Below are 13,022 nucleotides of genomic sequence, written 5' to 3'. Positions count from 1 at the left end.
GGGGTCGCGGGTTCGAGTCCCGTCCGCTCCGCCACTTCTTAGAAGCCCCAGTCGAAAGACTGGGGCTTTTTTCATATTAGGACTTCCGAAAAGTACAGCGCACTTTTGGCCGTGGGCCGGAATGCCGGACCCTCGAGTCTTGCATCGAGATCGACTTATCTGAAAGCCTCGTACTGACTCATCAAATTTTACTCAGTTCATCAGCACTCTGCCTCTGATGGATGGGGATTGAGATGCTGAATGATGGAGAACAGAATCGTGGTTTCGTGTAGGCGAAACTGTACAGCCATCTGAGGGACGAAGAGATGTGATCTCAGCACGTCAGCAGCAGAGCGCCAATAAGTCGTTTGGCGCGTCTTTGGAGAAAATGCGGGAAGAAAGGAAAAGGCGCTTTAACGATAATTGTAGAAGTAGCGTAACCACTGCTCAGCAATGAAAATTTCGTCCTGAACGGAAAGTGCTTGAATGCCGGAGGCGTAACTGTGGTTTTGAGTCGCAAGTTGCAGGCCAGCCAGTAGGTGTGCTGCTTCAAACAAGTAGAGAGTTGGATCGCCCATACCGGTTTTAAAGGGGGTATTGGCGGATTCGCCACCAGCAAGTAAATAGATACTGGCACCGAGTTGATTTTTATATTCTTTGACCAGGGAATTACCGCCAATATAGGTCAGTGTGCCACTTTCAATGAGTTCAGGGAGATTCAGTTCATCATCAGCAGAAGTGACCGTCGCAATAAAAAGGTTGCCCTGTCGGTTTTGCAGGTGTGAAGTGTGTAATGCGCCGTTCCCGGTGCAGCAGAAAATCAGATTACACTTTTCAAGCATGGTTTCTGTCGTGCAGACCTGAATGCCATTTCTGGGCATGGCGGTGAGTTGCCGTGGATCCTGATCATTCACGTACAGCTCATGAATACCTTTCCCTTGCAGCGTCTTACAAACACCCCGGCCGAGATTGCCACTGCCAATTACACCAATGGTTAAAAATCCGAGGTTATTTAGTTTGAGCCCGAATGCTTCCCGTAAGATCTGATCCGTATAATGCACAATGCACTCAGACGCTTCAAAATCAGCCGGGGTTTTGATGCTCAGGTGAGCCACGGAGACCAGTGGTTTCATCAGGTGCCGGTTACGATACTTCGCAACCCCATTCGCCGTCAGTTCGGTTATACCGACACATTGCTGGCCAAAGGCTTCCAGAACGGTTTCCGCACCAGATGCAAAATATCCCCCATGATCCAGAATCAGGAAATCTTGCCCTTCACGTGTGTGTTCTCGGATGAGTTCAATACACCGGGTGGGATCGCGTAAGGCAATCTTGTCAAATGCCGAATCGGCAATCTCACAGTTTTCAATGGATTCAATGGTACTGAGCAGTGCGCTGTTATTACAGAAAGTGGCTTGTTTCGGGATAAATACGACGCGATCAGCCAACTGACAAAGCACATTCAGGTAAGGAAGTGACCCTTCGTAACAATGCATGACTGAGAAAACGATGAGGTTTTCTGGCAGCGTATATTCCTTTGCAATCTGCTCAAGAAACCGAAAGCCTTTTTCAGCATAAAAAGCTGAATAGTAGCTATGTGTCAAAGTATGCGTCGACGTCATATGGACCTGCTATTTGAATAATGCCAGCAACGCTTGATAGAGCGGCTCCTGCTGCCGGCTTTGTTTACAACATAGCCCCAGGGTTAAGGGCTCAACTGCTGCGGTAGGCAGCTTTTGTATCTGGTCTCGCATTGGGCTGTTCTCTATCACAATATCTGGCGCAATCCCTATGCCACATCCCAATGCCACCATACTAACAATAGCTTCGTGCCCAGCAACCTGAGCATAAATGTTAGGCTTAATTTTATGTGATTTCATCCACTTGTCAGCGTTTTCTCTGGCTTTTCCAAGCTCAGGAAGGATGAAAGGCAATTGATTCCATTGAATTTCTGGGATCAGCAGTGATTGTAATCCGGCTGGGGCAACCAAAGGGCTGATGACGGATATTGAGACATCGCCCAAATGAATAAAAGTCAGTTTGCTGGAAACATTATCTGGTAAAGCCGTGATGGCAAAATCGGCTTCATCCTGCAGGACTTTATCAACGGCCTGCGCTGGATCGCCTGTCACCAGTTGAATTTCGACTTGGGGATAATGCTGACGGAATTGATTGAGTACATGCGGCAGGTGACTGTAGCTGGCGGTGACGGAGCAAAACAGCGTCAGCTTACCCTTCAGCATCTGATCCTGTTCAGACAGCTCTTGCTGTAATTGTTGCCACTCTGCCACGATACGGCTGGCGACAGGCAAAAGCTTCCGGCCTGCGGTTGTGATCTCGACACTGCGGTTATCCCGTACAAACAGAGGTTGGGTAACCTCTTGTTCTAATCGTTGGATTTGCCGGCTCAATGCCGATGGACTGATATGCATTTTCAGGGCCGTTTGGCTAAAGTTTTTGCTGTTACAGAGGTGAAGAAATAATTGGAGTGATTTGATGTTCATGGTTCGTGTTGCACTTTTTGCAATGTGATGTTGTGAATATATCACTTTGGACAACATAAAGCCTGATCTACTATCAGGTTATTCGGCAATGACGTGCCGACCAAGGATCAGAATTCACGGAGTAATTTGTTATGGCTAACTATTTCAATACCTTAAATTTGCGTCAGCAATTAGATCAACTGGGCCGTTGCCGTTTCATGGGTCGCAGCGAGTTCGTCAACGAAGCCGAATACCTGAAAGGGAAGAAGGTCGTGATTGTTGGCTGTGGTGCTCAGGGTCTGAATCAGGGCCTGAACATGCGTGACTCTGGTCTGAATGTCTCGTACGCACTGCGTCAGGCTGCGATTGATGAGCAACGTGCATCGTTCCGTAATGCAAAAGATAATGGTTTTGAAGTGGGGAGCTACGAGCAACTGATCCCACAGGCTGATCTGGTGGTCAACCTGACTCCAGACAAGCAACATACGGATGTTGTGACCACAGTCATGCCTCTGATGAAGCAAGGGGCTGCACTGGGTTACTCCCACGGTTTCAATATTGTGGAAGAAGGCATGCAGATCCGTCCGGATATCACCGTTGTGATGGTTGCACCGAAATGTCCGGGGACTGAAGTCCGTGAAGAATACAAGCGTGGTTTTGGGGTACCAACCCTGATCGCCGTTCACCCAGAAAATGATCCGCAGGGCGACGGCCTGGAAATTGCGAAAGCCTGGGCAGCTGCGACCGGCGGTCACCGTGCTGGTGTACTGGAGTCTTCCTTTGTTGCGGAAGTGAAATCAGATCTGATGGGCGAGCAAACCATTCTGTGCGGTATGCTGCAGGCTGGCTCTATCGTCTGTTACGAGAAGATGGTTGCGGAAGGTGTTGAACCAGGCTATGCCGGTAAACTGCTGCAGTTCGGCTGGGAAACCATCACAGAAGCACTGAAGTTCGGTGGCATTACACATATGATGGACCGTCTGTCGAACCCGGCAAAAATTAGAGCATTTGAACTGTCTGAAGAGTTGAAAGATCTGATGCGCCCGCTATACAACAAGCATATGGACGACATCATTACGGGTGAGTTTTCTGGCAACATGATGGCGGACTGGGCCAATGATGACGCGAACCTGCTGGGCTGGCGTGCGGAAACGGCAGAAACTGCCTTTGAAAACTATCCGCAGTCTGATGCAAAAATCAGCGAGCAGGAATACTTCGACAACGGCATCCTGATGATTGCGATGGTTCGGGCCGGGGTTGAACTGGCTTTCGAAGCGATGACGGCGTCTGGTATTATCGAAGAGTCGGCATACTATGAATCCCTGCATGAATTGCCGCTGATCGCCAATACCGTTGCCCGTAAGCGTCTGTATGAGATGAACGTGGTGATTTCGGATACGGCTGAGTACGGTAACTATCTGTTCGCCAATGTGGCCACACCCTTGCTGCGTGAGAAGTTCATGCCGAAAGTGGGCACCGACGTGATTGGTAAAGGTTTGCCAGCATCCAGCAATCAGGTGGATAACCAGCAACTGATTGATGTGAATGAAGCACTGCGTAACCACCCGGTTGAGCAGATTGGCCAGGAACTGCGTGGCTACATGACTGACATGAAGCGTATCGCTGTCGGCGACTGATACAAATTTTTCTTCCTTTCTGGTTATGAAAAACCCGGCATCAACAGCCGGGCTTTTTTTCGTCTGAGGTGAATGATGTCTTATTCAGCTTTGTCGTTGAGCTGTGCTTCCAACTGCGCGACTTTCTGTTCCAGTTCATTCAGTTTCTGACGGGTGCGCAGCAGCACCTGAGTCTGTACGTCAAACTCTTCGCGGTTCACGACATCCAGCTTGCTGAGCTGCGCCTGAATGCTTTGACGCATCTTTTGTTCAACATCCTGACCAAGAGCTTTGACTGGCTGCGGCATCGCATCCTGAATCTGCTTGGCGACCTGCTCAAGTTTTTTTGGATCAAACATACGCGGATTTAACTCCATGAAGGTATTGTGATACTTGACGTTAGTGTACACCAATTCACCTGACCGCAGGCAGGAAAGCTTGGGATCCGCATCAGGTTGGTTTGATTTTAGATGACTGAGTCTGACAGATAGAAAAAAGGCCGCTGAACGCGGCCTGAAGGTTGAAAGAGGGAAAGATGGTTGCTGTTTAACTTTCCCGGGCTTTCAAAGCAAGTCTTGCTTCGTCAGCCCGTTTTAACTTTTCCAGATCTTTGTCCTCGACGAAGACCGGCAGCGGTTTGTGTGTACTTGCCAGATAGGTATAAATCACAGGCAGAACAAACAGGGTAAACAGCGTCCCGATAGCCAGACCGGCCACGATAACGATACCGATACTAAAGCGCTGAGCGGCACCTGCACCCGTGGCGTACAGCAGCGGGATCAGGCCGGCAATCATGGCGGCGGTGGTCATCAGAATCGGTCGCAGACGAACCTTGGCGGCTTCCATCACGGCAGACATTTTGTCTTTCTGATGGTTGAGCTGCTCTTCCTTCGCCACTTCACAAATCAAAATCCCGTGCTTGGTGATGAGACCAATCAGCGTGATCAGACCGACCTGCGAGTAGATGTTCATGGATGCTGCACCCCAGGCCAGCGCAATCAAGGCGCCACAGATAGCCAGCGGGACGGACACCATAATGACCATCGGATCACGTAGGGATTCGAACTGAATCGCCAGGACCAGGAAGATGACCGCCAGAGCCAGACCGAAGGTTGCAAACAGCGCGTTTCCTTCTGTCACGAACTGGCGGGCTTCACCCATAAAGTCATACTGATAACCCGAAGGCAGGTTGCTGGCGGCTTCCGTTCTGAACCACTCGATGGCATCACCCATCGCTGTACCTGGCATCGGAACCACACCGATGGTTGCCGAGTTCAGCTGGTTGAAGTGCGGCAAAGCGCGCGGCTCTGCAACAACATCGATGGTGATCAGGCTGCCCAGAGGGATTGAGTTACCATCTGCAGCACGCACATAGTAAGTATTCAGTGACTCTGGGTTCAGGCGATATTTACGCTCGACCTGAGGAATCACTTCGTACGAACGGCCATTGAGGTCGATCCGGTTGACGTAACCATCGGCCATCATGGTACTCAGGGTGATCCCGATATCCTGCATGGTGACGCCATAAGCACCGGCTTTGTCCTTGTCGATGCTGATCTTCATGGTGGCTGAGTCGAAGTTCAGATCCAGGTTTGAATAGACAAACATTGGATTCTTGGTCACATCTTCCAGCACAGAGCCCGCCACCTGGAACAGACTTTCAAAGTTGTTCGGTGTGGTGATGACGAACTGAATGGGCAGACCTGACCCCGCACCTGGCAGCTCCGGCATCTGGAAGGCTGTTACAGCCATTCCCGGAACGTCATTCACCAGCTTGGTGATCCGACCGACAACTTCTGCCTGACTGGCTTCACGCTGACTCCATGGCACCATGGAGGCGATACCAAAGGCCTGATTGGACTGCGGCACACCGGAGAATACCTGCGCAAAAGCGACTTCAGGCTGATCACTCAGCATCTGGTTCACTTCACTCATGGTGTTTTCGATGTAGTCCAGGTTGGCCGTGGATGGAGCGGTCCCCATCATCATCAGCACCCCTTTATCTTCCGCAGGGGCCAGCTCACTCGGAATGAACTTGAACAGCACGGGCAGCATGGCAAAGACGATGACAGCAAAGACAATGACCGCAGGGCGTGACTTCATGACACCGCCCAGCATTTTTTCATAACCGTTTGTCATGCGATCCAGCATGCTGTGGACAGTGTCCTCAAAGCGATTCGGCTTGTCGTGCGGCTTCAGAATCTTCGAGCACATCATCGGCGACAGGGTCAGGGCGATGATGCCCGAGATGAAGACCGAACCGGCCAGCGTCAGCGCGAACTCTTTGAACAGTGAGCCGGTGATCCCGCCCATCAGCGCGATAGGGGCATACACTGCACCCAGAGTCAGCGTCATCGCAATGACTGGCACCGCAATTTCCCGTGTTCCGATAATCGCGGCACGGAACGGGGATTCGCCCAACTTGATGTGACGGTCTACGTTTTCCAGGACCACGATGGCATCATCGACGACCAGACCGATAGCCAGAACCATCGCCAGCAGCGTCATCAGGTTCCAGGAGAATCCGAAACCCTGCATCAGCATCGCCACACCAATCAGCGACAGCGGAATGGTGATGATTGGGATGAGTACGGCACGGAAGGAACCCAGGAACAGCGTGATCACCACAAGAACAATCAGCGCTGCTTCACCAATGGTCTTGATGACTTCCTGAATCGACTCATTGATCGCAACCGTGGAGTCATACAGTACGTTCATCTTGATGTTGCTTGGCATGTTGCGCTGAATATCAGGCAGTAGTTCCAGTACATCGGCAGCAATGTTGATCGGGTTCGCGCTTGGTGCGGCGTTCACGGCAGCAACGACAGCTTCCTGACCGTTAGCGGTCGCACGATAGACATCATGGCTTTTCGCCAGAGTGACTTTGGCAATATCACCTAATCGGATGACCTGACCTTTCTGCGTGGAAACCACCAGTTTTTTCAGTTCATCGGTCGTTTTGACCTGGGTGTCTGCCGTGCCGTTATAGAGCACAAACTCACTGTTTGCCTGACCGGTTGCGGACTGGTAGTTGTTTGCATTCAGTACGGTCATCACATCGGTCGCGGTCAGGTTGTATGCTGCCATCTTAGCCGGGTCCAGCCAGACACGCAGGGCATACTTCATCCCGCCGTAGAGGTCGATTTTGGAAACACCATTGACCGTAAAGAGCTGCGGATTGAATACACGCTCCAGGTAGTCGGTGATCTGACTCGAGCTGAGTTCATCACTGGTGAAACCAATGTACATGACAGCCGTTGTTGAACCCGTCGACATGGTCACTGTCGGGTCTTCTGCTTCCCTTGGCAACTGAGAACGCACCGAGTTGGTTTTGGCGAGAATATCCGCCAGCGCCGCATTCGGGTCGGTGTTCAGCTTCATGGTGACGGTAATGGTTGATGAACCCAGCACCGAGGAAGACGTCATGTAGTCGATATTATCGGCCTGAGCGATGGCCTGTTCCAGAGGCTGGGTGATAAAGCCCTGAATCAGATCGGCACTGGCCCCGTAATAGCTTGTGGTGACGGTCACCACAGTATTGGTCATTTCGGGATATTCCCGGACCTGCATTTTGAAAATGGCCTGAAAACCGAGCAGGGCAATCAGAATACTGATTGAAACTGCCAGAACCGGCCTTTTTATAAATATGTCAGTAAAGCGCATTGAACCTCCGAATTAAAGCATCGGTGTTTTAGCCGGGGTTTTCAGGGCATCGTTTTCGACAATGCGGATTTTGACGTCGTTACTCAGGCGAACCTGACCGGTCGTGACCACCTGATCGCCAACGTTCACCCCATCCAGCACATGGATGAGATCACGCTTGCGTTCACCGGTTTTCACCACCGACTGACGAACGCGCATGTCGCCTTTGTCGTCTTTATAAACGACGTAGACGTTGTCACCGTACAGGGTATAGGTGATGGCATGCTGAGGCAGCACAACCTGATTTTCCTGGGTTGGCAGAATAATGTGTGCACGGGCAAACATACCGCTGCGCAGACGACCTTCATTGTTCGGAATATCAGCCTGAACCTGAACCAGACCACTCTGATAGTTCACCGCAGGCTCAATTGCACTGATCTTGCCCTGGAAGTTTGCTTCCGGGTAAGCATCCACAGCAATTTCTACTTCCTGGCCGATATGAATATCAGACAGATCGGTTTGCGGGATGGTAAAACGCAGCTTCATCAGCGAGGTATCTTCCAGACGCACAATATCTGTGCCCGGCTGGATGTACTGACCCAGGAAAACATTTCGCAGACCCACATCGCCCGAGAAAGGTGCTTTGATGATTCGGCGGTCGATGGTGGCTTTCAGGCTTTCAATATCTGCAGACAGGGAGAAGTAGCTTGCCTGTGCGTCATCAAAAGCTTCTTTCGAAATGGAGCCTTTCTTGTACAGATCCTGATAGCGGATGTATTTGGCTTTGGCAGCCGGCAATCTGGCTTGAGAACTTTTCAGGTTGGCTTCTTCAACATCAGAATCCAGTGTGACCAGGCGTTGCCCGCTTTTCACAGAGACCCCGGAGTCAAAATCAATGGATTTGATAACGCCAGAGACTTCTGTGGTGACGGTGACACCTTGGTTTGGTTCGATGAAGCCGATAGCTTCAATGGCAGGGATCCAGTTGGTTGCCTTCACGTCCACAACTGTCACCGGATAGTCCGGTTCCGGCATGTTGGCGAATGCTTCCATTTTTTCTGAAATTTCAAAGTATTTGGATGTAAAGAGCGTACCAAAGAGTACGGCAACGATGACGAGCATGATGAGCCATGCTACCCATTTTTTCATTATCTTTGCTCCGGAGTCTGAGTTAATGCGAAATCAATGTGTAATTAGGGCGTCCCAGCAAGCGTTGATGGCGGCATCCCGCGCCTCGTCACTTACTGTAAAAATACCGGTCAGATGTTTACGTGCCAGCGCAGCGCTGGGCTCCAAACTGAGCGCGGCGAGTATCTCGTTGTCTAAAGGCTTAAACAGCCCCTGAGCTTTACCTTCGTCAAACATCCTGTGAACTGGGGCAAAGAGCGTTTTCTCTAACGCGATCTTGTACTGCTTCCCGCGATGCGGCATGTTCTCAAACTGGCCCCGGTTGATCAGCGGCGCTTCACCGTCGGTGGCCATATTCCAGATGTTCAGCCACATGGTGCGAAACCGCACTTCCAGTGGCATGAGATCTGAAATATTCTGAGTGATTTTTCGGGCGACAATGGTCAGTATATGATCGTGAAGCTGATACAGCAGGTCATCTTTATCGGTGAAGTACCGGTAGATAGTGCCTGTTGCGACCTTGGCTTCTTTCGCAACCATATTCATTGAGAGGCCGTGAAATCCATGTTTTGCCAGCAATTCTTCGGTTGCCTGCAAGATACGTTCTTTTTTATCAGTCATTGCTGCTCACATAGTGAATGAACGTTCATTCATTATTGATGATGCTTAATTATTACGCAACTTATCTGTTACCTATTTTTGGCTCAAAAACGCAGAGATTGTCTGAAATAGACACGAGACGAGATCAGGTTACAATGCGGCAGCTGAATCAATCATGACTCAAAGGGCAAAACCATGAAACTCAACCCCAGACAGAATGAAGCGGTTCGCTACGTTGCCGGACCTTGTTTGGTTCTGGCCGGTGCCGGGTCGGGCAAAACGCGGGTGATCACCAATAAAATCGCGTATTTAGTCCAGCAATGTGACTACAAAGCCCGCAACATTGCCGCCCTCACCTTTACCAATAAAGCGGCACGTGAAATGAAGGAACGGGTCGGGCAGAGCTTGGGCCGTCAGGAATCCAAGGGGCTCATGGTGTCGACTTTTCATACCCTGGGACTGAATATTATTCGCCGGGAATATAAATCACTGGGCCTGAAAGCGAGTTTTTCTCTGTTTGATGATCAGGACCAGATGGCGCTGCTCAAAGAGCTGACCGAAAAGCAGATTGACGGTGATAAAGATCTGCTGAAAATGTTGCTCTCGGCGATTTCTAACTGGAAGAACGACATGAAATCACCTGAGGCTGCCAAAGCCGAAGCTCAGGGTGAGCGTGACCAGTTGTTCGCCCACTGCTATGACCTGTATCAGCGGCAGATGAAGGCTTACAACGCCCTTGATTTTGATGACCTGATTCTGATGCCGGTTTTATTGTTGCGGGATAATGATGAAGTCCGCCAGCGCTGGCAGAATAAAATCCGCTATCTGCTGGTGGATGAATACCAGGATACCAACACCAGCCAGTATGTGTTTGTGAAGCTGCTGGTCGGGGAGCGTTCCAAATTTACCGTGGTTGGCGACGACGACCAGTCGATTTATTCCTGGCGCGGCGCGCAGCCGGAAAACCTGGTGCTGCTCAATAAAGACTTTCCGACCCTGAAAGTGATCAAACTGGAACAGAATTATCGTTCGACCAGCCGGATCCTGCGCACGGCCAATATTCTGATCGCTAATAATCCGCATGTATTCGAGAAAACCCTGTTCTCGGAGATCCCGGACGGCGACATGCTGAAGGTAATCACGGCAAAAAATGAAGAGCACGAAGCTGAGAAAGTCGTCGGAGAGCTGATCGCCCATCGTTTTCTCAACAATACTGATTATAAAGATTACGCCATCCTGTACCGGGGAAATCACCAGTCCCGGCTGTTTGAAAAAGCACTGATGCAAAACCGGATCCCTTACAAAATTTCCGGTGGCACCTCATTTTTCTCTCGTGCTGAAATCAAAGACATCATGGCGTATCTGCGTTTGCTGACCAATCTGGACGATGACAATGCCTTTTTGCGGATTGTGAACACGCCCAGACGAGAAATTGGTCCGGTTACGCTGGAAAAGTTGGGCACCTATGCCAACATGCGCGGAAAAAGCCTGTTTGAAGCCAGCTTTGAACTGGGACTGGAGCAGCACCTGACCGGACGCGGACTGGACAATCTGCGTCAGTTTACCCGCTGGGTGGTTGAATTATCGGATAATGTCGAGCGCGGGGATGCGGTCGCCGCTGTGCGTCAGATGATCCGGGATATCCACTATGAAGACTGGCTGTTTGAAACGTCTGCGAGCCCAAAAGCGGCTGAAATGCGGATGAAGAACGTGTCAGATCTCTACAGCTGGATTACGGCTGATCTGGAAGGCGACAACTCTGATAATGAGGTGCGAACACTCAAAGAAGTGGTGCAGCGCATGACCTTGCGCGACATGATGGAGCGTGGTGAAGAGGACGATGATGCCGATCAGGTTCAGCTCATGACGCTGCATGCATCCAAAGGTCTCGAGTTCCCATATGTTTATCTGGTGGGGGCTGAAGAAGGGATTCTGCCGCATCAGTCCAGTATTGATGAAGAGAACGTGGAGGAGGAGCGTCGCCTGGCCTACGTGGGGATCACCCGGGCTCAGAAAGTGCTGACTTTCACTTTATGTAAAGAGCGGCGCCAGTACGGGGAGCTGCTCAAACCGGAGCCCAGCCGTTTTCTGTATGAATTGCCCCAGGATGATCTGGACTGGGAAACGGAACGTAAACCGGTGTCGGCAGAAGAGCGGATGCAGCGGGGACAAGCGCATATCGCGAATCTCCGGTCGATGTTCAACAAGAACAAGTAATACCAATCGCAGTCAATCACTGGTCATCCTAGCTTGTTCAAATGTTCGATCACTGCGTTAGATTTTTTTGATTGTAGAATGACTACTGATCTAAAAAATCTGCCTTGTTCTCAAACACTTTTCCTGCGCTATTTCTGATCATTGGCTTACTTTGACTGGGATACCGACTGACGCTTGGTCTATCGGATGCAATAAAAAAGGTTAGCGAAAGCTAACCTTTTTTGTACGACAGGCTGAATCCTAAAAACGGGATTACAGGCCTTCAATCATGTGTTGAATGGCTGCGACGATTTCATCATCGCTACAGTCCATACAGGTGCCTTTCGCAGGCATCGCATTGAAGCCATTGATCGCATGGTTGGTCATGGTTTCCATACCTTGGGCAATCCGTGGACCCCAGTCAGCCGCATCGCCGGATTTTGGCGCGCCCAGCACTCCACTGCTGTGACAAGCCACACAGAAAGTGCCGTAGACCTGATCGCCAGTACGCGGACCGGAAGCGGCGGCTGTTGCGGCAGGTGCATCACCTTCTTTGTATACTGAACCGACAGGCTTAATGCGGTCTGTGATCGCTTCGGCAGACATATCTGCTGCTACGGCTGAGCCGCTGATGGCGACGGTAGCCACTGCTGCGACCATGAGTTGTCGAAGAGAAAATTCCATTGAGCTCACCTTAACACTCCCAGATTAATTGCTCGATTGTCACAGCCATCCTGTAGATTGTTGTATATATGGCAGTTTGCGATAGGCTGTGAACTTAATTTATATGTTTTGTACGATAAAAACTGAGTGATTATATCCGTTAAATCTGTGGTATTAAACCGAATGGCTTTGTTTGTATGATGAGAATCAACCCAAAGATGGTTATAAATGAAGCGAATGCAAAAAATTTTGCAAAAAAGACTAGACGACACCCATGCTGATCCGTAATATTCACCCCCGCCGATAGGGCAAGGCGCCCGTAGCTCAGCTGGATAGAGCGTTGGCCTCCGGAGCCAAAGGTCACAGGTTCAAATCCTGTCGGGCGCGCCACTCCGGAAAGGCAAGACGGCACTGTTGGCGTTGTAAGAAACATTGGTGGCTATAGCTCAGTTGGTAGAGTCCCGGATTGTGATTCCGGTTGTCGCGAGTTCAAGTCTCGTTAGCCACCCCATCTTTCGTCATTCAGCATGATTGCTGGAAGACAAAAATCGGTGAATCGCGCAGTTTTAGTCGCGCATCTCCGGCTCTTGAGAACAGCGGACCAGAGGAATCCTCTGGAACATATCTTAAGACAAAAACAGAATTATCGGTGAATAGCGCAGTTTGGTAGCGCATCTGGTTTGGGACCAGAGGGTCGGGGGTTCGAATCCCTCTT

General features: G+C 50.5%; 9 protein-coding genes and 2 tRNA genes. 4 read left to right on the top strand and 7 right to left on the bottom strand.

Translation table 11 applies throughout. The features are described 5' to 3' along the window. Positions 1–392: 392 nt before the first annotated feature. Both Q4579_RS22250 and ilvY read right to left on the bottom strand, forming a co-directional pair. Positions 393–1,601: an NAD(P)-binding domain-containing protein gene (locus Q4579_RS22250; protein WP_303567067.1), complete on the bottom strand. Its 1,209-nt coding sequence runs from the start codon at positions 1,599–1,601 to the stop codon at positions 393–395. A 9-nt stretch (positions 1,602–1,610) separates the two neighbouring features. After that, positions 1,611–2,483 carry an HTH-type transcriptional activator IlvY gene (gene ilvY, locus Q4579_RS22245; RefSeq protein ID WP_303567065.1) on the bottom strand — a complete coding sequence of 291 codons (873 nt, stop codon included), beginning with the start codon at positions 2,481–2,483 and terminating at the stop codon, positions 1,611–1,613. A gap of 131 nt (positions 2,484–2,614) precedes the next feature. On the opposite strand from ilvY, the gene ilvC reads away from it, so the two are divergent. Then, entirely contained in the window at positions 2,615–4,099 is a 1,485-nt protein-coding gene (gene ilvC, locus Q4579_RS22240; protein ID WP_303567063.1) for a ketol-acid reductoisomerase, read from the top strand. A gap of 80 nt (positions 4,100–4,179) precedes the next feature. Here the strand turns inward: ilvC and Q4579_RS22235 are convergent, their stop codons facing one another. The 4 genes from Q4579_RS22235 to Q4579_RS22220 form a co-directional block, all read right to left on the bottom strand. Then, positions 4,180–4,437, bottom strand: coding sequence for an accessory factor UbiK family protein (locus tag Q4579_RS22235; RefSeq protein ID WP_303567070.1), 258 nt, complete (start codon positions 4,435–4,437; stop codon positions 4,180–4,182). A 187-nt stretch (positions 4,438–4,624) separates the two neighbouring features. Continuing rightward, positions 4,625–7,741 carry a multidrug efflux RND transporter permease subunit gene (locus tag Q4579_RS22230; RefSeq protein WP_303567062.1) on the bottom strand — a complete coding sequence of 1,039 codons (3,117 nt, stop codon included), beginning with the start codon at positions 7,739–7,741 and terminating at the stop codon, positions 4,625–4,627. 12 nt (positions 7,742–7,753) lie between these two features. Beyond that, complete coding sequence (locus Q4579_RS22225) at positions 7,754–8,869, bottom strand: efflux RND transporter periplasmic adaptor subunit (protein WP_303567061.1); 1,116 nt, start codon at positions 8,867–8,869, stop codon at positions 7,754–7,756. A 33-nt stretch (positions 8,870–8,902) separates the two neighbouring features. Next, a complete protein-coding gene (locus tag Q4579_RS22220) occupies positions 8,903–9,469 on the bottom strand; it encodes a TetR/AcrR family transcriptional regulator (RefSeq protein ID WP_211646755.1) in 567 nt (188 codons plus the stop codon). A gap of 174 nt (positions 9,470–9,643) precedes the next feature. Here Q4579_RS22220 and rep point away from each other — a divergent pair, with 174 nt between their 5' ends. Continuing rightward, a complete protein-coding gene (rep, locus tag Q4579_RS22215) occupies positions 9,644–11,665 on the top strand; it encodes a DNA helicase Rep (RefSeq protein ID WP_303567058.1) in 2,022 nt (673 codons plus the stop codon). A 252-nt stretch (positions 11,666–11,917) separates the two neighbouring features. Here the strand turns inward: rep and Q4579_RS22210 are convergent, their stop codons facing one another. Next, positions 11,918–12,328: a cytochrome c5 family protein gene (locus tag Q4579_RS22210; protein ID WP_303567057.1), complete on the bottom strand. Its 411-nt coding sequence runs from the start codon at positions 12,326–12,328 to the stop codon at positions 11,918–11,920. A 292-nt stretch (positions 12,329–12,620) separates the two neighbouring features. Here Q4579_RS22210 and Q4579_RS22205 point away from each other — a divergent pair. After that, positions 12,621–12,697 (top strand) — tRNA-Arg (locus Q4579_RS22205). 45 nt (positions 12,698–12,742) lie between these two features. Then, a tRNA-His gene (locus tag Q4579_RS22200) sits at positions 12,743–12,818 on the top strand. Positions 12,819–13,022 lie beyond the last annotated feature (204 nt).

This window comes from Photobacterium sp. 1_MG-2023 (assembly GCF_030547945.1).
In the GTDB taxonomy this organism is placed as follows: Bacteria; Pseudomonadota; Gammaproteobacteria; order Enterobacterales; family Vibrionaceae; genus Photobacterium.
The sequence above is the reverse complement of the archived record's forward strand: the minus strand, read 5'-3'. Positions and strand labels throughout refer to the sequence as shown.